Annotated in this window: 19 protein-coding genes and 1 pseudogene; 16 read left to right on the top strand and 4 right to left on the bottom strand. The window is 68.7% G+C overall.

What is annotated here, in order from left to right; translation table 11 throughout:
- Window positions 1-19 precede the first annotated feature (19 nt).
- From AZG88_RS12200 to AZG88_RS12190, 3 genes are all read left to right on the top strand, one after another.
- Entirely contained in the window at window positions 20-802 is a 783-nt protein-coding gene (locus tag AZG88_RS12200; RefSeq protein WP_061697819.1) for an enoyl-CoA hydratase, read from the top strand.
- A gap of 162 nt (window positions 803-964) precedes the next feature.
- Window positions 965-1573: a hypothetical protein gene (locus tag AZG88_RS12195; protein WP_061697818.1), complete on the top strand. Its 609-nt coding sequence runs from the start codon at window positions 965-967 to the stop codon at window positions 1571-1573.
- Between the two features lie 46 nt (window positions 1574-1619).
- Window positions 1620-3143, top strand: a complete 1524-nt coding sequence (locus AZG88_RS12190; protein ID WP_061697817.1) for an acyl-CoA synthetase — start codon at window positions 1620-1622, stop codon at window positions 3141-3143.
- Here the strand turns inward: AZG88_RS12190 and AZG88_RS12185 are convergent, their stop codons facing one another.
- The gene (locus AZG88_RS12185) at window positions 3144-4178 is read right to left on the bottom strand and encodes a LacI family DNA-binding transcriptional regulator (RefSeq protein WP_005251520.1); all 1035 of its coding nucleotides are present in this window, start codon (window positions 4176-4178) and stop codon (window positions 3144-3146) included.
- A gap of 147 nt (window positions 4179-4325) precedes the next feature.
- On the opposite strand from AZG88_RS12185, the gene AZG88_RS12180 reads away from it, so the two are divergent.
- The 6 genes from AZG88_RS12180 to AZG88_RS12155 all read left to right on the top strand — a co-directional run bounded on the left by AZG88_RS12180 (window position 4326) and on the right by AZG88_RS12155 (window position 11198).
- Window positions 4326-5498, top strand: coding sequence for an acyl-CoA dehydrogenase family protein (locus AZG88_RS12180; RefSeq protein WP_005251522.1), 1173 nt, complete (start codon window positions 4326-4328; stop codon window positions 5496-5498).
- Window positions 5495-6649, top strand: coding sequence for a CaiB/BaiF CoA transferase family protein (locus AZG88_RS12175; protein ID WP_005251524.1), 1155 nt, complete (start codon window positions 5495-5497; stop codon window positions 6647-6649). The genes AZG88_RS12180 and AZG88_RS12175 overlap by 4 nt, the downstream gene beginning before the upstream one ends.
- A 136-nt stretch (window positions 6650-6785) precedes the next feature.
- Window positions 6786-8153, top strand: coding sequence for an MFS transporter (locus AZG88_RS12170; protein ID WP_005251525.1), 1368 nt, complete (start codon window positions 6786-6788; stop codon window positions 8151-8153).
- A 15-nt stretch (window positions 8154-8168) separates the two neighbouring features.
- A complete protein-coding gene (locus tag AZG88_RS12165; protein WP_061697816.1) occupies window positions 8169-8828 on the top strand; it encodes a response regulator transcription factor in 660 nt (219 codons plus the stop codon).
- Between the two features lies 1 nt (window position 8829).
- Complete coding sequence (locus AZG88_RS12160) at window positions 8830-10260, top strand: sensor histidine kinase (RefSeq protein WP_061042180.1); 1431 nt, start codon at window positions 8830-8832, stop codon at window positions 10258-10260.
- The gene (locus AZG88_RS12155; protein WP_061697815.1) at window positions 10257-11198 is read left to right on the top strand and encodes a TAXI family TRAP transporter solute-binding subunit; all 942 of its coding nucleotides are present in this window, start codon (window positions 10257-10259) and stop codon (window positions 11196-11198) included. The genes AZG88_RS12160 and AZG88_RS12155 overlap by 4 nt, the downstream gene beginning before the upstream one ends.
- Before the next feature lie 26 nt (window positions 11199-11224).
- On the opposite strand, the gene AZG88_RS12150 is transcribed toward AZG88_RS12155, so the two are convergent.
- Window positions 11225-11989 (bottom strand): trans-aconitate 2-methyltransferase, encoded by a 765-nt coding sequence (locus AZG88_RS12150; protein ID WP_005251530.1) that lies wholly within the window; start codon window positions 11987-11989, stop codon window positions 11225-11227.
- Window positions 11990-12038: 49 nt separating this feature from the next.
- Window positions 12039-13196 (bottom strand): acyl-CoA dehydrogenase family protein, encoded by a 1158-nt coding sequence (locus tag AZG88_RS12145; protein ID WP_005261386.1) that lies wholly within the window; start codon window positions 13194-13196, stop codon window positions 12039-12041.
- Between the two features lie 330 nt (window positions 13197-13526).
- Between AZG88_RS12145 and AZG88_RS12140 the strand changes: the two genes are divergently transcribed.
- From AZG88_RS12140 to AZG88_RS12115, 6 genes are all read left to right on the top strand, one after another.
- On the top strand, window positions 13527-14855 hold the full coding sequence (locus AZG88_RS12140; RefSeq protein WP_005251536.1) for an MFS transporter: 1329 nt from the start codon (window positions 13527-13529) through the stop codon (window positions 14853-14855).
- A gap of 84 nt (window positions 14856-14939) precedes the next feature.
- On the top strand, window positions 14940-16073 hold the full coding sequence (locus AZG88_RS12135; RefSeq protein ID WP_061697814.1) for a thiolase family protein: 1134 nt from the start codon (window positions 14940-14942) through the stop codon (window positions 16071-16073).
- Window positions 16074-16107: 34 nt separating this feature from the next.
- Window positions 16108-16872 carry an SDR family NAD(P)-dependent oxidoreductase gene (locus tag AZG88_RS12130; protein ID WP_061697813.1) on the top strand — a complete coding sequence of 255 codons (765 nt, stop codon included), beginning with the start codon at window positions 16108-16110 and terminating at the stop codon, window positions 16870-16872.
- A gap of 17 nt (window positions 16873-16889) precedes the next feature.
- A complete protein-coding gene (locus tag AZG88_RS12125) occupies window positions 16890-18539 on the top strand; it encodes a class I adenylate-forming enzyme family protein (RefSeq protein ID WP_061697812.1) in 1650 nt (549 codons plus the stop codon).
- Window positions 18540-18636: 97 nt separating this feature from the next.
- Complete coding sequence (locus AZG88_RS12120) at window positions 18637-18990, top strand: hypothetical protein (RefSeq protein ID WP_061697811.1); 354 nt, start codon at window positions 18637-18639, stop codon at window positions 18988-18990.
- Window positions 18983-19642, top strand: coding sequence for a Dabb family protein (locus tag AZG88_RS12115; protein WP_061697810.1), 660 nt, complete (start codon window positions 18983-18985; stop codon window positions 19640-19642). Before AZG88_RS12120 ends, AZG88_RS12115 begins: the two co-directional genes overlap by 8 nt.
- On the opposite strand, the gene AZG88_RS12110 is transcribed toward AZG88_RS12115, so the two are convergent.
- Entirely contained in the window at window positions 19611-20435 is an 825-nt protein-coding gene (locus AZG88_RS12110; RefSeq protein WP_005251543.1) for an enoyl-CoA hydratase/isomerase family protein, read from the bottom strand. The two genes, AZG88_RS12115 and AZG88_RS12110, sit on opposite strands and share 32 nt — an antisense overlap.
- A gap of 269 nt (window positions 20436-20704) precedes the next feature.
- Between AZG88_RS12110 and AZG88_RS51615 the strand changes: the two are divergent.
- Window positions 20705-20844: pseudogene (locus tag AZG88_RS51615) on the top strand (NAD(P)H-dependent flavin oxidoreductase); the annotation flags it as partial.

Genomic DNA, 20844 nt, shown 5'->3' with positions numbered 1-20844 from the left:
CGGGTGGTAGGCAGTAGTCATGACCGAGAACTTCGTCGAGACCACTGCCGAGCCGGACACCGGCGTCGCGTTCCTCACCCTGAACCGCCCCGAGCAGCGCAATCCGCTGTCGTCCGAGGCCATGCGGGACGTCACCGCAGCGCTTCGGAAGCTGGGCGACGACGACACCACCCGCGTCGTCGTCATCAGGGCTGCAGGACCGGTGTTCTCCGCAGGCCACGACCTGAAGGAGATGATCGGCCGCACACTCGAGGACGAGCAGGCCATCTTCGACACCTGCGTCGAGATGATGCAGACCGTGCAGGACATTCCCCAACCGGTCATCGCGTCCGTCCAGGGCGCGGCCGTCGCGGCGGGCTGTCAGCTCGCCGCGTCGTGCGACCTGGTCGTCGCGTCGTCGAACGCCGTGTTCGGGACGCCGGGGGTGAAGATCGGCCTTTTCTGCTCCACCCCGATGGTGGCCCTCAGTCGCGCGATCGGACGTAAGCGCGCCCTGCAGATGCTGCTCACGGGGGAGACGATCGGGGCGGAGACCGCCGCCGACTGGGGGCTGGTGAACCTGGTCGTGGCACCCGAGGAACTCGACGCGCAGACCCGGGCTCTCGCCGCGAAGATCACGAAGGCCAGCCCGCTCACGGTGAAGATCGGCAAGCAGGCGTTCTACCGGCAGATCGAGCTCCCTCAGGGCGAGGCCTACGCGGCGATGGCGGAGACGATGGCCACCAACGCGATCACATGCGACGCCCAGGAGGGCATGCAAGCGTTCGTCGAGAAGCGCACACCGCAGTGGCAGGGAAAATAGCGCGCGCTGTCTGCATTGCGCGGTCCAGCGAACCGGCGAAGGATCAAGTGTGCAGTGGCTGCGGCCGCGGGCCGTCGGTGCCCGCTGACGGTGGACCGCGACGGGTCGGCCACCGAGATCGTTCTCACTGCGGGGCGGCCGTCCCGCGGGAGGTGACTATCGATGTTCATCCAGGTTATTCAAGGAAAGGTGTCCGACGAGGCCGGCCTACGCCGGTGCATGGACCGCTGGACGGAGGACGTGCGACCGGGAGCGACGGGCTTCCTGGGCTGCACCCAGGGATTGTGCGACGACGGAACGTTCATCGCACTCGCGCGGTTCGAATCGGCCGAAGCTGCCCGGCGTAACAGCGAGCGTCCGGAGCAGGGCGCGTGGTGGGCGGAAACCGAGCGGTGCTTCGAGGGTGCCGTGTCGTTCATGGACTGCCCGGACGTGATGGAGTGGATGGGTGGCGGCTCGGACGACGCGACATTCGTTCAGGTCATGGAGGGGCACACCACCGACGCGAGTCGGATGCGGGAGCTGCTGGAACAGGCCGAACCCCAGGTTCATCAGCTGCGCCCGGAGATCCTCGGTGGAACGTTGTGCACGTACGGCGACGGCGGGTATGTCGAGGCGGTGTACTTCACGTCGGAATCGGAGGCCCGCGAGCACGAGAAGGTCGAGATCCCGGACGACCTGAGGTCGTTGTTCGAGGAAGAGGGGCGGTTGATGGGGGACGTGTCGTACTACGACATGCATTCGCCGATGCTGGTGCCTGCAGGGCGGTAGCACGAAACCTCCGGCAAGGTACTTGGACGTCCTATAACCTTCGTGCATGAGTCTGGATGCGCGCACCGACACCGTCGACGGAGTGCTGCGGCGCTCGGCCGCCAAGTTCCCCGACCGCAGGGCGCTGACCTTCGAGGACCGCACGTGGACGTACCGTGAACTCGACGACGCGGTCAGCCGGGCGGCCGCCTACCTACGGTCGCTCGGACTGTCGGCCGGTGAGCGCGTCGCCGCGTACGGCACCAACTCGGACGCGTACACGATCGGGTTCCTGGCCTGCGCGCGTGCGGGTCTCGTGCACGTCCCCGTGAACTATGCGCTCCAGGGCGACGAGCTGACCTACCTGGTGTCGCAGTCCGGGAGCGCCGCCGTGCTGGTCGATCCGGCGCTGAGGGGCACGCTCGACTCGGTCCGCGGCGCCCTCGAACTGCGCCACGTGGTTCCCCTGCGCGACGCCGAAGATTCGCTGCTCGCCCACAGCGGCTCCGGCGACGTCCCGGTGATTGCGGAGCCGGTCGCGGCCACCGACCTGGCGCAGTTGCTGTACACGTCCGGGACGACGTCGAAGCCGAAGGGCGCCATGATGACTCACGGCGGGCTCGTGCACGAGTACGTGTCTTCCGTGATCGCCCTCGCGCTGAGCGACGGCGACAATCCGCTGATCTGCATGCCCCTGTACCACTCGGCGGGCATGCACGTGTTCATGATGCCGTACCTGTCGGTGGGCGCCTCGGTGAATCTGATGCAGACCCCGGACATTCCGGAGATCCTGCGCCGAATCGAGGCGGATCGCATCGGCTCGCTGTTCCTCGCGCCGACGGTGTGGGTGCCGCTCGCCGGACATCCGGATCTCGAGACCCGCGACCTGTCGTCGCTGAAGAAGGCGCAGTACGGCGCGTCGATCATGCCGGTGACGGTGCTGAACAGGCTGCGTGAACGCTACCCCGACCTCGGCTTCTACAACTGCTTCGGACAGTCCGAGATCGGTCCGCTCGCCACGGTGCTGCAGCCCGAGGAACACGAGGAGCGGCCGTCGTCGTGTGGCAAGGCCGTGTTCTTCGTCGAAACGCGGGTGGTGGATCCGGACGGCAACGACGTTCCGGACGGCACGCCCGGTGAGGTGCTCTACCGTTCACCCCAGCTGTGCCTGGGGTACTGGGACAACCCCGACGCCACCGCGGAGGCGTTCCGCGACGGCTGGTTCCACTCGGGCGATCTGGTGACGCGGGACCCGGAGGGGTACATCACCGTCGTCGACCGCATCAAGGACGTCATCAACACCGGCGGCATCCTGGTGGCGTCGCGAGAGGTCGAGGACGCCGTCTACACGCATCCGGACGTGGCCGAGGTGGCCGTCATCGGGACGCCGGACGACAAGTGGATCGAGGCGATCACCGCGGTGGTGGTGCTGCGGGAGAACGCGGCCGGCGTGACGCCGGACGGGTTGATCGCCCACGTCAAGGAGCGCATCGCGCCGTTCAAGGTGCCCAAGCAGGTGGTGTTCGTGGACGAGCTGCCCCGCAACCAGAGTGGGAAGCTTCTCAAACGCGAACTGCGGGCGACGCTCTGACTACTTCCTGGTCGACGCCCGCTCGATCAGCTCGACCGGGAGTTTCACCGATTCCACGTCGTTGCCCGCGATGATCGACAGGAGATGACGCACACCTGTCGCGCCGATCAGGCGCGCGGGTGACCGGACGGTCGTCAGCGGCACCGGCAGCTGGGCGACCACCGGAATGTCGTTGTACCCGACGAGCGCGAGGTCTTCGGGGATCCGCAGCCCGAGGTCCCGGGCGACGCCGAGGACGCCGATCGCGATGGTGTCGCTGACGGTGAAGATCGCCTCGGGACGCGAATCCGACTCCAGGAGAACGGTGGCCGCGGCGACACCGCCGGACACGTCGAAGTCGGAGCGGACGACGCGATCCGGGCGGAGTTCGATGCCGTTCTCGGCCAGCGCGTCGCGAAACCCGGCGAGGCGGTCGCGGGAGGTGCTGGCATGGTCGGGGCCTGCGATGACGGCGACCTCGGTGAAGCCGCGGTCGAGGAGATGGCGTCCGGCGAGGTAGCCGCCGCGGTGGTCGTCGCCGGACACGAACGGCAGACCGACGTCGGCGTGCCGGTTGAGCTGCAGCATCGGCAGCGCCCCCACCGACAGCGAGTCGACGAATTCGCGGCCGGGACTGTGCAGGCTGCTGAGCAGCAGACCGTCCACCTGCCTGCTGACGAGGAACTCGATGGCGCGGCGCTGGGCGTCGAGGTCGTCGGGTGGGCTCGACAGCAGCACGGAGTAGCCGGCCTGCGTTGCCGTCTCCTCGATGCCCTGGAACATGGTCGCGACCACGCCGTCGGTGAGTCGCGGCATGACGACGCCGAGGGTGGTCGTCTTCCGGGTCCGCAGGCTCGCGGCCCACAGGTTGGGCTGGTAGCCGAGTTCCACCGCCACCTCGCGCACCCGCAGCGCGGCCTCGGACCAGCCGTCGGCCGGCTCGGGCTGCCGGAGCACCCGGGACGCCGTCGACACGTGGACGCCGGCGCGTTCGGCGATCTCGCGGAGGGTAGGCGGACGCCCGGAGGTGCGTGTCGGGCGGTCCGGCAGGTTCACGGGCAATCCTCGCGCTCGGGGACGGGGGCCGGTGGGCGTCGTGGTTGACGGCCGCCGGAACGCGCCTTAGTCTACGTGACGAAATCGTTCGTGCAATCGTTCTCGCGAACGTTTGCACATCAGCCCCACCGGCCCCGTGGAGGAACAATGTCCGACCCGCAGTCCCTGACCCAGCTGTTCGCCCTCGACTCGCTTCTCGACACCGAGGAGATCGCGATCCGCGACACCGTGCGCCGATTCGCGGACGAGAAGATCCGGCCCCACATCGGCGACTGGTTCGAAGCGGCGGCACTGCCCGTGCGTGAACTGGCGGAAGGGCTCGGCGAACTCGGCGTGCTCGGCATGCACCTCGAGGGATACGGCTGCGCCGGCATGAGCGCCACCGCCTACGGCCTGGCCTGCCTGGAACTCGAGGCCGTCGACTCCGGAATCCGCAGCCTCGTGTCCGTCCAGGGCTCGCTGGCCATGTACGCGATCCACCACTACGGCAGCGAAGACCAGAAGCAGGAATGGCTGCCCCGGATGGCCGCGGGCAAGGCGATCGGCTGCTTCGGACTGACCGAGCCCGACTTCGGCTCCAACCCCGCCGGCATGCGCACGGGCGCCAAGCGGGACGGTGACGACTGGATCCTCAACGGCACCAAGATGTGGATCACCAACGGATCCGTCGCCGACGTCGCGGTCGTGTGGGCACGCACCGACGACGGCATCCGCGGATTCGTCGTGCCCACCGACACCCCCGGCTTCTCGGCGCCCGAGATCAAGCACAAGATGTCGCTGCGGGCGTCCGTCACCTCGGAACTCGTGCTCGAGGACGTCCGGCTGCCCGAATCCGCGATGCTGCCGGAGGCCAAGGGACTGTCCGGTCCGCTGGGCTGCCTCAACGAGGCCCGGTTCGGCATCATCTTCGGTGCGATGGGCGCCGCCCGCGACTGCCTCGAATCGGCCATCTCCTACGCGCAGGACCGTCAGGTCTTCGACAAGTCGCTCGCCGCTTACCAGATCACGCAGGTCAAGATCGCCGACATGGCCCTCGAGGTCGGCAAGGGCCACCTGCTCGCGTACCACCTCGGACGTCTGAAGGATCGCGGCGTGGCGCGTCCCGAGCAGGTCAGCACGGGCAAGCTGAACAACGTCCGCGAGGCCATCGCCATCGCCCGCGAGTGCCGGACCATCCTCGGCGCCAACGGAATCACGCTGGAATACCCCGTGATCCGTCACGCCAACAACCTCGAGTCCGTGCTCACCTACGAGGGAACGTCCGAGGTGCACCAGCTCGTGATCGGCAAGGCGCTGACGGGCGAGGCAGCGTTCCGGTGAGCGGGTCGCTCGAGCCGGCTGGGGGCGCATCCCTGGACGGCCTGCTGATCGCCGACTTCGGGCGGGTGCTCGCCGGGCCGTACGCCACGATGCTGCTCGCCGATCTCGGCGCCGACGTCGTCAAGATCGAGCGCGCCGGCGTCGGGGACGACACCCGGCAGTGGGGGCCGCCGTGGGTGGGCGACGAATCCACCTACTTCCAGTCCGTCAACCGCAACAAGCGGTCTTTCGCCTGGGATCTGCGCGACCCCGCCGACCTGCAGCAGGCGCAGGAACTGGCCGCCCGGGCCGACGTGGTGGTGGAGAACTTCCTTCCCGGCACGATGGACCGGCTCGGGCTCGGCTACGACGCCGTGCGGGAGATCAATCCCGACGTCGTCTACTGCTCGGTGACCGGGTTCGGCGGCGAGAACAACCTGCCCGGGTACGACCTGCTGATCCAGGCCGTCGGCGGGTTGATGAGCATCACCGGTCCCGAACCCGGCGTTCCGACGAAGGTCGGGGTGGCCGTCGTCGACATCATCACCGGACTGCACGCCGCGGTCGGGATCCTGGCGGCGCTGCGTCACCGTGACCGCACCGGGGAGGGGCAGCGGGTCGAGGTGAACCTGCTGTCGTCGCTGCTGTCCGCCCTCGCCAACCAGACGTCGGGGTATGTGGGCGCCGGTGTCGTCCCGCAGGCGATGGGCAACCGGCACCCCAGCATCGCGCCGTACGAGGTCTTCCGGACCGGCGACCGTCCGCTGGTGCTGGCGGTGGGCAACAACCGTCAGTTCGCCTCTCTCGTCGAGGTTCTCGGTGTGCCCGAACTCGCCGGCGACGAACGGTACGCGACCAACACGCAACGGGTGGCGCACCGCGAGCAACTGGTCCGGGACATCACCGCGGCGCTGTCCGCGGGCTCGGCCGACGAGTGGTTCGAGAAGCTGACCGCGCAGGGTGTCCCGTGCGGTCCGCTCAACGACATCGCCGACGCCGTGGCGCTCGCCGAGCGGCTCGGGCTGAATCCGGTGGTCGAGATCGACGATCCCCGCAGGGACCGGCCCGTGCGTCAGGTGGCGAACCCGATCCGGCTCAGCGCCACCCCGGCGAGCTATCGCAGCGCGCCGCCGCGGCTCGGCGAGGACACCCCAGCCGTGAGTACTTGTTAACGTCCCGCGGTTAACAAGTACTCACGGGGGCACTTCCCTAAGGGAGTGTTAGGAAGGCTCCGCGGCCCTTCCGTATCGATGTGACGTGACCCACTGTGGTGTGAACGCAGAGATCCAGGGCATCGAGAGGAGTCCCGTGAGCACCACATCGACGGGTGAGCGCCGAGTCATCGGCAATGTTTTGAAAGGTTCGGTCGGCAACCTGATCGAATGGTACGACTGGTACGTCTACGCGGCGTTCAGTGTGTACTTCGCGAAGGAGTTCTTCCCGGAGGGCGACACCACCGCGCAGCTGCTTTCCACGGCAGCCGTTTTCGCGGTCGGGTTCCTGATGCGGCCGATCGGCGGCTGGATCATGGGACGGTACGCCGACCGGCACGGACGCCGATCGGCGCTCACCCTGTCGGTGACCGTGATGGCGGCGGGTTCGCTCGTCATCGCCGTCACGCCGTCCTACGCGAGCATCGGGCTCGTGGCACCGGTGATGCTGGTGATCGCCCGGATGCTGCAGGGACTGTCGGTCGGCGGCGAGTACGCCACCAGCGCCACGTACCTGGCCGAGGTCGCGTCGCCGGGCCGGCGCGGGTTCTACTCGAGCTTCCAGTACGTCACGCTCGTCGCCGGGCAGCTGATCGCACTGGGTGTGCAGATCATCCTGCAGCTGACGCTGCCCGCGGAAGCCATGCAGTCGTGGGGCTGGCGGATCCCGTTCCTGATCGGCGCCGCCGGTGCCGTCGCGGTGATGTGGCTCCGTCGCACGATGGACGAGTCGGAGGCGTTCACCGACGAGGTGGAGGCGAAGCGTGACGCGGACACCTCGGACGGTGGGCCGAAGGAAGGTTCGCTCCGGATGCTGCTGCAGTACCCCCGCGAGTGCCTGCTGGTGTGCGCCCTGACGCTCGGTGGTTGCGTGGCGTTCTACACGTACACCACGTACATGCAGAAGTACATGATCAACACGTCCGGCATCTCCAAGGACACGGTGGCGTGGATCAACTTCGCGGCCCTGCTGGTGTTCATCGTGTTGCAGCCGATCGGCGGCGCATTGTCCGACCGCATCGGTCGCCGGAAGCTGCTCATCTTCTTCGGGATCGGCGGAACCGTCCTGACCGTGCCGCTGATGACCGTGCTCGGGAAGACGACGAACCCCCTGGTCGCGTTCGGCCTGATGATGCTGGGACTGATCGTCGTCACCGGATACACGTCGGTGAACGCGATCGTGAAGACCGAGCTGTTTCCGACCAAGGTTCGCGCGCTCGGGGTCGGGCTGCCGTACGCCCTCACGCTGGCGATCTTCGGCGGAACGGTCGAGACCGTCGCCCTCGCCCTGAAGCGGGCCGGCCACGAATCGCTATTCTTCTACTACGTGACCGGGTGTATCGCGATCTCGCTCGTCGTCTACTTCTTCATGCGTGAGACTTCGGACGGTTCGCCGCTCGACCGGGCGACCAGCCGGGAGGACACCCCGGACGACGACGTCGAGCTGGTCGACTCGCGGAGCTGATCGAAGGGAAGAGAAGTGCAGATCGCGGTGGTCGAGGACGACGACGGAGTCGGCGACGCACTCGTGGAAGCACTGGCCACCCACGGCCACGAGGCGCTGCGCATGCGGCGGGGCTCCGATCTCCTTCTCGGCCATCGCGGTATGGACGCGGTGATACTCGATCTCGGTCTCCCCGACGCGGACGGCCTGCAGGTGCTCCGGCAGCTGCGGGCCGTCAGCGACGTTCCGGTGGTGATCCTGACCGCCCGCGACGACGAACGATCGGTGGTGCGGGGACTGCGGGGCGGGGCGGACGACTACCTCGTCAAGCCGGCGCGCCTCGCGGAATTGCTGGCGCGGCTCGACGTCGTGACCCAGCGTCGCCGCGCAACCGGGGCCTCGGCCGAGCAGACGGTCACCGAGGGTGACGTGGTGGTCGATCTGGCGGCCCGTGAGGTGGAGGTCGGCGGCGCTCCGGTGGCGTTGACGGCCAAGGAGTTCGAGCTTCTCGAGGTGCTCGTCACCCGTCCCGGTGCCGCCGTGAGCCGCCAGCAACTGATGGATGCGGTGTGGGGCGACGCGTACGTGGCGATCTCGCGCACCCTCGACGTGCACATGACCGGGCTGCGCGCGAAACTGGGCCGGCCCGGGCTCATCTCGACCATCCGCGGGTACGGCTACCGCTGGGGCACCTGACGTGCGCCGCCGTGTACTCGCCGTTCTGCTGGTGTTCGCGGCCGTCGCGGTGGTGGCCTTCGCCGTCCCGCTGGCGCTGGCCACCAGCGCCGGGAGAACCCAGGCCCTGCGGCTGAGCCGGGAGGCGGACGCGACGCATTTCGCCAGCCTCGCCGGACAGACCCAGGCGCCCGGGAGTGCCACGCTGCTGCGGGAGGAGGTGGCCCGCTACCACGAGTTGTACGGCGAGGGCGTCCTCATCGTCGATGCGAGAGGCAACCTCCGCGCGGGAGCCGGACTGTCGCCGGACGACTCCGACGTCGCCGCGGCGGTCACGGCGGGACTGCGCAACCAGAAGCAGGGGATCAGCGGTTCGCTGACCCCGTGGTCGGCGGACCGTGTCCTGTCGGCCGTGCCCGTCGGCACCGGAGCACAGGTGGACGGTGCCGTCGTCCTGGACGTGTCCACCCGCGCCGCACGTGAATCCATCCGGACGTCGTGGCTGGTGATCGTCGCGGGGGCGCTCGTCGCGCTGGCGGCGGTCACCGCGGTGGCGATCGCGCTGTCCCGGTGGACCGTTCGTCCGCTCGGGGCGCTCACCGCCAGGGTCGGCGCCCTCACCGACGCGGTCCCGTCGCCGCGTCCGCGGGTGCGCCGCAGCACCGGGCGGCCGACCGGCCGGTACAGCGGCCCGCCCGAGGTTCAGGAACTCGCGAAGGCGTTCGACACCATGTCGGGCGCCGTCCAGGCGTCCGGTCAGGCGCAGCGGCAGCTGATCGCCGACACCGCCCATCAGCTCCGAAACCCCCTCGCGGCCCTGCACATCCGGCTGGATTCCCTCGGCCCGCACGTCTCCGAGGCCGGAGCCGAGACCTACCGCCGGACCGGGATGGAGGTCGATCGGCTCGGCGGGATCCTCGACGGACTGCTGGCGCTCGCCGTCGCCGAATCACCTGCCGAATCAGCCGACTCCGACGCCATCGAGGACGAGTCGGCGCACGGAGGGTGCGACGTCGGTGCCGTCCTCGCGGACCGTGCCGACGCCTGGACGGAGGCCCTCGGGGAATCGGCGATGGACCTCGTGCTCCGGGAACCGGCCGAACCGCTGGTCGCCGATTTCCGGTCCAGTCACCTGTCGCAGGTCCTGGACGTCCTGCTCAGCAACGCACACGCGTACGCCGGTCGAGGTTCGACGGTCCGGATCGACACGGGACGGTCCGCCTCGGGAATCGAGATCCGGGTGAGCGACGACGGCGTCGGGGTCGGCGAGGACGAGATCGGCAAACTGTCGTCACGCTTCTTCCGCGGATCCGGGGCGGCGCAGCAGGGCACCGGGCTCGGGCTGTCCATCGCGACCGCGCTCGTCGAGGGCGGCGGTGGGGCGCTGACGATCGCTGCGGAGCAGCCACACGGGCTTCGGGTGACGCTGACCCTTCCGGGGGTGGCGCCGTGATCACGCGACGCGCACTTCTGCGCGGCGTCGTCGCCGTGGGAGCCACCGCGGCCACGGGTTCGGTGCTCGCCGCGTGCTCGGACAGCGGTCGCGATCCGCTGCGGCTCGCCGCCGGTGAGGAGGGCGGATTCTTCTGGGAGTTCGCCCAATTGACGGCCCAGGCCGCGGAGCGTGCCGCACTGCCGGTGAGCATCGTCCCCGTTCGCACCGCGGGGTCGATGGACAATCTGGCGGCGCTGGCATCAGGAGACGCGGAACTGGCTCTGAGCCTCGCCGACGCCGCCGTGGCGGCCATGGAGGCCGGCGCCGGATTCACCGCCATCGGCAAGGTGTACGAGAACTACATGCAGCTCGCGGTGCGCGCCGATTCCGGGATCGCGGACACCTCACAGCTGAGAGGAGCCCGAATCAGCCTGGGTGCCACAGGCTCCGGCGCGGAACTGACGGGCGAACGGATCCTCGAGGTGCTGGGTCTGGCGGGTGCGGGAGACGTGACGCGTCTGCACCTGTCGATGACCGACGCGGGGCAGGCGCTGCGTGACGGCACCGTCGACGCGGTTCTGTGGGCCGGTGGAGTGCCCACGCCGTCGTTCGCGAATCTCGGGATCCCGCTGCGCCTCCTCGATCTGTCCGCCGAACTGGAGTTGCTGCGGGAGCGGTTCGGCCCGCGCTACGAGCCGGTGCTGATTCCGCCCGGCACGTACGGACAGCAGACGTCGGTCGCGACGATAGGTCTCGCGAACCTGCTGCTCGCCGACCCGGCCGTGACCGACAGTGGCGCCGGCGCCATCGTCGAGGTGCTCATCGACCACGCGGCGGAACTGGTGCCGGATCAGGCGACCGGCAGTCAGTTCCTGGACCGGCAGTCGCTGATCGTCACCGCGGGGGTTCCGCTGCATCCCGGCGCGGCCGCGGCGTACCGGAGACATCACGGCTGAGCCGGTCGATCACTGCACCTGGTCGATCACTGCACCTGGGCGACGACGAAGATGCGCCGGAACGGGAAGAACGTGCTGCCGTCCGGTCGCCGGGGGTACGCCTCGTCGAGGAGTGGGACGAGCTCGTCGCGGAAGCGGTCCCACTCCGGCGCCGCGAGGGCGTCCTCGACCGGGCGGAGCGCGGTGCCGGTGATCCACTCCAGAACCGGGTTTTCCCCGGTCAGCTGTTGCACGTACGTGGTCTCCCACGCGTCGACGGCACACCCGGCGTCGGCGAGTAGACCGGCGTAGTCGGTCGGATCGTCGACGACCTTGCTCTCGCGGAACGGCACGTCCGGCAGTAACCGGGACCACCGGTCGCTCGAGGCGAGGGCCCGGACGATCGTGTGCGACGGCGCGTCGAAGTTGCCGGGAACCTGCACCGCGATCCACGCCCCCGACGGCAGTTGGGTCGGCCAGCGACGCAACAGCTCCCGGTGTTCCGGCACCCACTGCAGGGCGGCGTTGGAGACGACGACGTCGGTGTCGGGCTCCGGCGTCCAGTCGCGCACGTCCTGCCTGCTGGCGTCGAGGCCGCGTTCACGCGCGGCCTCGACCATCTCGGGTGAGCTGTCGGAGGCCTCGAGGGCGGCGTCCGGCCATCGTTCGGCGAGGCTGACGGTCAGGTTTCCCGGACCGCAGCCGAGGTCGACGACGCGGCGCGGGGACCGCGCGTCGACTCGCGACAGCAACTCGTAGAACGGGCGCCCGCGATGGTCCGCGAAGGCGAGGTATTTGTTCGGATCCCACATGTAGTCCTCCTCGCCCGAAACAGTACGCCCATACTGTTGGTATGTGGGGTCAGAGGCCCAGATCCTTCGCGATGATCGTCTTCATGACCTCGCTCGTGCCGCCGTAGATGCGGGAGACGCGGGTGTCCGCGTACAGGCGCGCGATGGGGTACTCGAGGATGTAGCCGTACCCGCCGTGCAGTTGCAGGCACTTGTCGATGACCCGGCCCGCGGCCTCGGTGCAGAACAGCTTCGCCTTCGCGGCATCCGCGACCGTGAGTTCGCCGGCGTCGTGCAGTTCGAGCGCGCGGTCGGCCATCAGCTGGATCGCCTCGACCTCGGTGGCGCACTCGGCGAGCACGAACTTGGTGTTCTGGAACGCCGCGACGGGCTTGCCGAACACCTTGCGCTCCTTGACGTACGCGATCGCGTGCTGCAGCGCGGCGGCCGCGGTGGCCGACCCGCCGAGCGCGATGGAGAGGCGTTCCTGGGCGAGGTTGTGGGTGAGGTAGCTGAAACCGGCCCCCTCGTCGCCGAGGCGGTCCGCCACGGGCACCTTCACGTCGGTGAACGACAGTTCGGCGGTGTCCGAGGCCTTCAGCCCGATCTTCTCGATCTTGCGACCCACCGCGAAACCCTCGGACGTGGTGTCGACGACCAGGATGGTCAGACCCGCCCGGCGGTCTTCGGGTGTGCTGGGCGCGGTGCGGCACACCACGAGGATCCGGTCGGCGAGCGCGCCGCCGGTGATGAACGTCTTCGCGCCGTTCAGGACGTAGTGCGACCCGTCCTCGGACAGCTTGGCCGACGTCGCGATGTTCGCGAGGTCCGAACCGGTGCCCGGCTCGGTCATCGCGATGGCGAACATGATGTCGCCGGACGCGAATCCGGGGAGCCATCGCTGCTTCTGCTCGTCGTTCGCGTACTCGAGCAGGTACGGCAGGATCAGGTTGGTGTGGACGGAATAGCTGCCGAACGTGACTCCGGCGGCCGCCGTCTCCTCACCGACCACCGCGGCGAATTTGAAACTCTTCTCACCGCCGCCGCCGAACTCCTCCGGCACCTGGATGCCGAGTACCCCGAGCTCGCCGAGGCGACGGTAGAAGTCGCGCGGGGGATGCCCTTCGCCCTCCCACTCGTGGTGGACGGGTGCGACTTCCTTGGCGATGAAGTCGCGGATCGTCTTCCGGAACGCGTCGTGATCTTCGTTGAACACCGTACGCTGCACGGGTTTTCTCCTTCGAATTACAGTGCGTAACTGCCTGGTACGCCCTTGCCGATGATCATCTTCCGAACCTCGGGCTGTTCGTCGGATCGAGCGTCTGGGCGAGGCGGCTCATGGGATGAGAATGCCCGATTCGCCGGGGCCCGGCTAGGGGCGTTCGGCTATCGGTCGGATAGCGCACTCCAATGCACAGAGGCTCCTCGAATCCGCCGACACATAGGCAGACGTAGCCGGTGCCTTCGCCGAGTGTGTATTGATCGCGGGCACCCCGGTACGTTCAATGAACCGTGACACTGTGACCCACGCCACCACGCCTTCCGAAGGGATCACCACGTGACCCGCTCCACTGCCATCCTCGACCGGACCGTCGCCATCGGTTCCGAGTCCCGCAGCCGCGCTTGGGGCCTGACCGGGCTCCTCGTGCTGCTCTACGTCGTCAACTACGCAGACAAGGCCGTCCTCGGCATCATCGCCCAACCCCTCGCCCACGAGCTGGGACTGAGCGCCTCGCAGATCGGGCTGGTGGGAAGCCTCTTCTTCCTGACCTTCACCGTCGGTGGGTTCTTCGCCGGCGCGCTGAACCGCTGGATGTCGCTGCGGTGGGCGCTGCTGCTGCTCGCGATCGCCTGGTCCGTCGCGATACTCCCGCTCGTGGTCGTCGCGTCTTTCGCGGTGCTGCTGGTCAGCCGCCTGCTGCTCGGGCTCGCCGAAGGTCCGAGTTCGGCTCTGCTCCACACGGCGGCGTACTCGTGGCACGCACCCGCCAAGCGCGGACTGCCGAGCGCCCTGCTCGCCGGTGCCGCGTCCATCGCCAAGATCGCCGTCGCGCCTGCTCTCGCATTCGTGACCGTAACGTTCGGGTGGCGCTACGCGCTGGTCGCGCTGGCGGTCATCGGGGTCCTGTGGTGCGTCGTGTGGCTGACCGTCTGGAGCGAGGGCCCGTACATTCGCAGCGGCAAGGGCGCCGATTCCGCGGCCTCCGGTGACGCGGGCGAACCGGCGGTGCCGTGGGGTCGCATTTTCCGGACCCGGACGTTCATCAGCGGCGCGCTTCTCGTCATGAGCGTGTACGCGCTGGTCGCCGTGGTTCTGACGTGGCTGCCCTCGTACTTCGAGGTGGGCCTCGGATACAGCCGCCTCCAGGCCGGCTCCATGTTCGCGTTCCCGAGCATCGCCGGGCTGATCCTGATGCTGCTCTCGTCCGTGATCGGCGACCGTCTGCTCGCACGCGGGTCGACGTCCCGCGTCGTCCGCGTCATCGTCCCCGCAGTCGGGGTGCTGATCTGCGGAGCGATCCTGCTGGCACTCCCGTCCATCACCGCACCCGCTGTCGCCGTCCTCGTCGTCTCCGTCGGCTACGGCTTCGCCGCGTCGGTGTTCCCGCTGCTCAACGCGGCGATCTCGGAGATCTGCCCGCCCCGTCAGACCGCGGGCACCCTGGGCGTCTTCCTCGCCGTCATGGCGATCGGCGGCCTCGTCGCCCCCTACGCGACGGGTCTGATCGTCGACGCGGCCGCCTCGCCCGCCGAGGGCTACGCCACCGCGTTCCAGTCGCTCGGACTCGTCGCCGCCGTCTGCGCCGTCGGCGCCCTGGTCTTCGCGAACCCCGAGCGCGACAAGAAACTCGTCCGGGGCGACGCTGCGGACATAGGCACGAACTAACCCTCTGATCGGCCGAAAGTCGTTGTGCTGACGACATCGCCCGTGATTGATTCGAGTGACCCCCTCAGATCGAAGGAACACACCATGCGTGATGCAGTGATCGTCGACGCCGTCCGCACGCCCATCGGGCGGCGTGGCGGTTCCCTGTCCGGAATCCACCCCGCAAATCTGTCGGCGCACGTCCTCGAGGCCCTCGTGGCGCGCACCGGTCTCTCCCCGGAGGAGATCGGCGACGTCGTCTGGGGCTGTGTCAGCCAGGTGGGGGAGCAGGCAGGCAACGTCGCCCGCACAGCCGTGCTCGCCGCCGGCTGGCCGGAGACGGTTCCGGGCACCACTCTCACCCGGGCGTGCGGATCGAGCCAGCAGGCCGTGAGCTTCGCCGCCGCCGCCGTCATCGCCGGCCACGAGGATGTCGTCGTCGCCGGTGGTGTGGAGTCGATGAGCCGGGTTCCCATGGGCAGCGCGAGCAAGAACGGCGAGCACTTCCCGGCGGCCGTCCTCGACCGGTACGGCGTCGACGGGTTCAGCCAGGGCACCGGCGCCGAGATGATGGCCGCGAAGTGGGGGCTCTCCCGTCAGGTGCTCGACGAATACGCGCTGCGATCCCACGAACTCGCCGCGCACGCCGCGGACCGGGGCGCATTCGACGGGCAACTCGCACCGCTCTCCGACGTCCTCGCCGGGGACGAGGGGATCCGCCGCGGCGGCACACTCGAGTCTCTCGGCAAGCTGAAGACCGTGTTCAAGGAGGACGGCGTGATCCACGCCGGCAACTCCTCGCAGATCTCCGACGGCGCCGGTGCGCTGCTCGTTACGACGAGCGAGAAGGCCGCGCAACTCGGTCTGACCCCGATGGCCCGCATTCACACCTGCGCCGTCGCCGGCGACGACCCGGTGATCATGCTGACCGGACCCATCGCCGCGACGGAGAAGGCACTGTCCCGGTCCGGACTGAAGGTCGACGACATCGGCGCATTCGAGGTGAACGAGGCCTTCGCTCCCGTCCCGCTGGCGTGGCAGGCGGAGACCGGCGCCGCGACGGACCGGCTGAACCCGCTCGGTGGCGCCATCGCGGTCGGACACCCGCTCGGCGGGTCCGGCGCCATCCTCATGACCCGACTCGTCCACCACATGCGGGACAACGGCATTCGGTACGGACTGCAGACCATGTGCGAGGCGGGCGGTCTCGCCAACGCCACCATTCTCGAACTTCTCTGATCCGACAACACTTTTCGAAGGGAACACCCGCACGATGGAAATCAAGGGAATCTCGACCGCGGTCACCGGCGGCGCATCCGGTCTCGGACTCGCGACGGCACGCCGCCTCGTCGACGCAGGCGCTCAGGTCACGCTCATCGACCTCCCGAACTCCGACGGTGAGGCGGCGGCGAAGGAATTGGGCAGCGCCGCCCAGTTCGCTCCGGCCGACGTCACCGATTCCGAGCAGTTCGCGGCCGCCCTCGACGTCGCCGACGACCGCGGCGGCCTGCGCGGCATCGTGCACTGCGCCGGGGCCGGACGCCGGATGCGCATCCTCGACTCCGACGGCAAGGCAGGCTCCATCGAGGACTTCGAGTTCGTGATCCGGCTCAACCTCGTCGGCTCGTTCAACGCCCTGCGCCTCGGGGCGGAACGGATCGCGCGGCAGGAGGAGATCGACGGCGAACGCGGCGCGGTCGTGCTGACAGCGTCCGTCGCCGCATTCGAAGGCCAAATCGGCCAGATCAACTACACCGCATCGAAGGCCGGCATCGTGGGCATGACGGTCACCGCGGCCCGCGACCTCGCCAGCCGCAACATCCGGGTGTGCACCATCGCCCCGGGAATCATGGACACCCCGCTCCTCGCCCGGCTGCGCGACGATGTGCGCGCGTCGCTGGAGAAGTCGGTGCCGGGCCCGTCGCGTCTGGGCAAGCCCAGCGAGTTCGGGCAGCTCGCCTGCCAGATCCTCGAGAACGGCTACCTCAACGGCGAGACCATCCGCCTGGACGGTGCCATCCGCATGGCACCTCGCTGACGAGTAAGGGACCGAACGTGAATTCTGCTGCACCGGTACTGCATTACCCCGACCTGACGTTGGCGGCGTTCCCGTCCGGCATGGCGGACCTGTACGGAGACAAGGCCGCGGTGGTCGACGGCGACACGGTGTGCACCTACCGCGAACTCGACCAGCGGTCGGGCGCGTTCGCCGCCGCGCTGCTGGACGCGGGGGTGACCGAGCGTGACGTGGTGCTCCTGCACCTCGGCAACTGCATCGAATTCGTCGTGGCCTACTACGGCGCACTGCGGGCCGGCGCGACCGTCACCCTGGTCAACCCGCTGCAACCCGGCCCCGGCCTGCGCTCGCAGATCATCGACACGGCGGCGGTCGCCGCCGTCACCCAGCCCGCACAACTGGACACCCTCACCGAGGCGGCGAGCGGCACCACCGTCCGCACCATCGTGGTGGCCGGACTCCCCGCGGGCGTAGGGCGCGGACAGTTCGGGTTCGAGGAGTTCGTCCGCGGGTACGCCACCGCACCGTTCACCCCGAAGGTGTCCGGGGACGATGTCGCCCACCTCGCCTACACGGGCGGCACCACCGGGTTGTCCAAAGGTGTGCGGGTACTGCACCGCAACGTTCTCGCCAACGTGACCCAGATGATCGCCTGGCGGGCGGGCCACGAGGTGCGCGCAACGGCCGACGGCGGGATCGAACTGCGACCCGTCGAGAGTCTCGGGGACCGCGGTGTGGTGCCCGGCGCCGGAGCGACCGTCGTCGTGTCGCCGCTTTTCCACGCGCACGCGCTGATCAACATGTCGTTCCTCCTGCTGTGCGGGGCGACGCAGGTGTTCGCCGGACGGTTCGAGCCGGGGCGCATGCTGGAGTTGATCGAGAAGCACCGCGCCACGTACATCACCGGCAGCCCGGCGATGTGGCATGCCGTCGCCACCCACCCCGACGCCGCCGTTCGGGACACCGACTCGGTGCGGGTCGTGTCGTCGGGTGCGGCGCCGATCGATCACGTGACACTCGAGGCGCTGGGCCGGGCGTTCCCGTCGGCGAGCGTGGTCGAGGGGTACGGGCTGACCGAGGGCACTTGCCTGGTCGCCTCCGCACCGTTGACCGGCTCCGTCGCGTACAAGCTCGGCAGCGTGGGGCTGCCGGTGTTCGACACGGAGGTGCAGATTCGTGCCCAGGACGACTCCGGTGCCGTACTGGAGGCCGGCACCCGCGGCAAGCTGTGGGTCCGCGGCCCGCAGGTCACGGACGGCTACCTGAACCATCCGGAGATCACGGCGCAGCAGTACGTCGACGGCTGGCTCGACACCGGCGACATCGCCTACCTGGACGAGGACGGGTACCTGTTCATCTGCGACCGCACCAAGGACATGCTGATCTACAAGGGCTACAACGTGTATCCGCGTGAGCTCGAGGAGATCCTGGTCTCGCACCCGGACGTGTCCTCGGCTGCCGTCGTCGGCAGGGAGGCAGGCAGCGTCGGGCAGGAGCCGGTGGCGTTCGTGGTGCCGATGCCGGACGTGACGATCGATCCGGATGCGGTGTCCGCGTTCGTCGCCGAGCGGGTGCTGCCGTACAAGAAGGTACGCGACGTCGTGGTGGTCGAACAGCTGCCGACGTCGGCGGCCGGGAAGATCCTCAAGACGAAGCTGCGCGAGCAACTCGCCGCCGCGACGACCTGACGTCTTCCTCCCGCGTTCCTCCCGCTGGGTGGAAGCAACTCTGTGAGGAACGCCCTCTTCCCCCTACCGTCCTGGTCGGGGGAAGAAGGGAGCGCCGATGGCATCGGCCGAGTCGATCGTGTACATCGTCGACGAGATGGTGGTCGAGCCCGGGCGGGCTCGCGCGTTTCTCGCCGACTACCTGGAGCGCTATGTGCCCGGCGCGATTGCGCGTGGCCTGATGCTGGATCGCGTGCTCGTCTCCCCGCCGGTATGGCTGGAGGACCAGTCGAACACGCTGATCGTCAGCTGGACTCTGCGGGGTGCTCGCGCGTGGTGGCAGCAGAGCCTTCTCGCACGCCACGATGCGGAGGTGCTCAAGTGGTGGGCCGACGCCGACGAGTTCCTCACCACCCGCCGACGCACCGTCTCCTGCTCGCCCGCGGACGTGGAGGCGATGACCGATGTTTAAGGTGACCAAGCTCGTTCACCTCGCCGCCGACGCGGATGCCTCCACCGGTGCGGCGTTGGCCGGCCGGCTGCACGAGGTCGCTGCCCCCAGCGCTCGGCGCGTTCTCGTGAAACCGACCCTGCCCGGCGGAATCAACGGGGGAGACGTGATCGCGCACCTCCACTTCGACGACGAATCACACTGGCGCGCTGTCGAATCAGACATCACGGCACAGCTGTGCGCGCCCGAGGTCCGGCACATCGACAGCGTCGGCTACACGGGCGTGCCCACTCCCGCCCCAGGTCGTTTCGAACCGACCGTCTACCGGACGCTGTTTGTCTCAGTGGACGATTCGGTCGATCCGGCGGTGGTGGAGCGGTTCGAATCCGAGACGCGGGCGATGCCGAACCATATCCACACGATCGGGACCTCGCAGCTGAGCCGGGTGCACGAATCGGCCGGTTCCGCGCGGTGGACCCACGTCTGGGAACAGGAGTACGCGAACCTGGACGGGCTGCTCGGGCCGTATATGACACATCCCTATCACTGGGCGCACATAGATCGGTGGTTCGATCCCGAACGCGGGCCGCGGATCGTCACTCGGCTGTGCCACAGCTTCTGTGCGATCGACGGCCCGACCATCACGGTTGCTGCACCTGCCACTCCCCGCTGAACGCAGGGGGACGCTTCTCGATGAATGCGCGAAGCGCGGCCGGAGCGTCGGTGGCAAAATTGACCGCTTGCGAACGCGCCTCGTTCTCGAGTGCGTCCCGCAGCGACGACGTCGTGCTCTCCTCGATCAGTCGCGTCGATTGCATGACGGCCACCGTCGGCGCCGCCGCGAGACGGGTGGCGAACCGGGCGACCGTGGCGTCCAGTTCGTCCGGCTCGACGAGCTCGCTGACCAGTCCCAGCGCATCCGCCTGCTCGGCGTCGATCATCTCGGCGAGCATGACCAGACGTTTTGCGCGGTGTAGTCCCACCATGCGCGGCAGGAGCCACGAGCCGCCGAAATCCACCGACAGGCCGCGCTTGGCGAAGATCTGGCTGAACTGCGCGTCGCGCGAGGCGATGAGCAGGTCGCACAGCAGCGCCAGGTTCCAGCCCGCTCCCACGGCGTAGCCGCGAACCTTCGCGATCAGCGGCTTGGGGAACTCGGCGACTGCCAGTGCCGTCGCATTGATCTGACGCATGCGGTTCAGCGGGTGCATGGGTGTGCGTTTGTCGAGGTCTGCGCCGGTGCAGAAGTCGCTGCCTGCGCCGGTGAGGACCACGACGCGGGTGGCGTCGTCGAGGGCGAGTTCGCCGAGCGCCTCGCGCAACGCGATCCACGAGTCGAGGGTCATGGCGTTGCGCCGTGCGGGCCGGTTCAGGGTGATCGTCGCGACCGCGCCGTCCCGGCTGACCAGAACGTCGTGTTCGGCGGATTCGGTGCCTGTGGTCGAGGTGACGGTTTCGATGCTCATACGCGGCTCCAGACGTCGGCGCGGTTCTCGGCGCACGCCGGAGTGGTCGACGCCGTGCCGCCCAGCCAGTCGATCACCGGCGACGTTCCGCCGCAATGTCGTTCTGGGATACACCGGATGAGGTGAAACCTATGGTTACCGCCGAGCGTCATAGGTTCCGATTAACCGGACCATCAGCCATGTGTCTTTGTCCCCGCCTGGACTGCGTGCTGAACTGTCGGTACCTGGAAGTGCTTGCATCAGAAGACTCCCCCTCATCAGGAGAACCGATGTCTCTACCCTCCGTGCTGTCCGATCGCCTGCGCCTGCCGGCTGTCGCCTCCCCGATGTTCATCGTCTCGGGTCCCGAGTTGGTGATCGCCCAGTGCACGTCGGGCGTCGTCGGCTCCTTCCCCTCCCTGAACGCCCG

This window comes from Rhodococcus sp. LB1 (assembly GCF_001583455.1).
In the GTDB taxonomy this organism is placed as follows: Bacteria; Actinomycetota; Actinomycetes; order Mycobacteriales; family Mycobacteriaceae; genus Rhodococcus_F; species Rhodococcus_F opacus.
This window is presented reverse-complemented; position numbering and strand designations above follow the sequence as displayed.

Bases quoted from the DNA above. Each gene is read 5' to 3' on its own strand.
- AZG88_RS12195 (WP_061697818.1), top strand. From the start codon at position 965: ATGTTCATCCAGGTTATTCAAGGAAAGGTGTCCGACGAGGCCGGCCTA.
- AZG88_RS12135 (WP_061697814.1), top strand. From the start codon at position 14,940: ATGCGTGATGCAGTGATCGTCGACGCCGTCCGCACGCCCATCGGGCGG.
- AZG88_RS12190 (WP_061697817.1), top strand. From the start codon at position 1,620: ATGAGTCTGGATGCGCGCACCGACACCGTCGACGGAGTGCTGCGGCGC.
- AZG88_RS12150 (WP_005251530.1), bottom strand. From the start codon at position 11,989: ATGTGGGATCCGAACAAATACCTCGCCTTCGCGGACCATCGCGGGCGC.
- AZG88_RS12120 (WP_061697811.1), top strand. From the start codon at position 18,637: ATGGCATCGGCCGAGTCGATCGTGTACATCGTCGACGAGATGGTGGTC.
- AZG88_RS12115 (WP_061697810.1), top strand. From the start codon at position 18,983: ATGTTTAAGGTGACCAAGCTCGTTCACCTCGCCGCCGACGCGGATGCC.
- AZG88_RS12200 (WP_061697819.1), top strand. From the start codon at position 20: ATGACCGAGAACTTCGTCGAGACCACTGCCGAGCCGGACACCGGCGTC.
- AZG88_RS12110 (WP_005251543.1), bottom strand. From the start codon at position 20,435: ATGAGCATCGAAACCGTCACCTCGACCACAGGCACCGAATCCGCCGAA.
- AZG88_RS12180 (WP_005251522.1), top strand. From the start codon at position 4,326: ATGTCCGACCCGCAGTCCCTGACCCAGCTGTTCGCCCTCGACTCGCTT.
- AZG88_RS12130 (WP_061697813.1), top strand. From the start codon at position 16,108: ATGGAAATCAAGGGAATCTCGACCGCGGTCACCGGCGGCGCATCCGGT.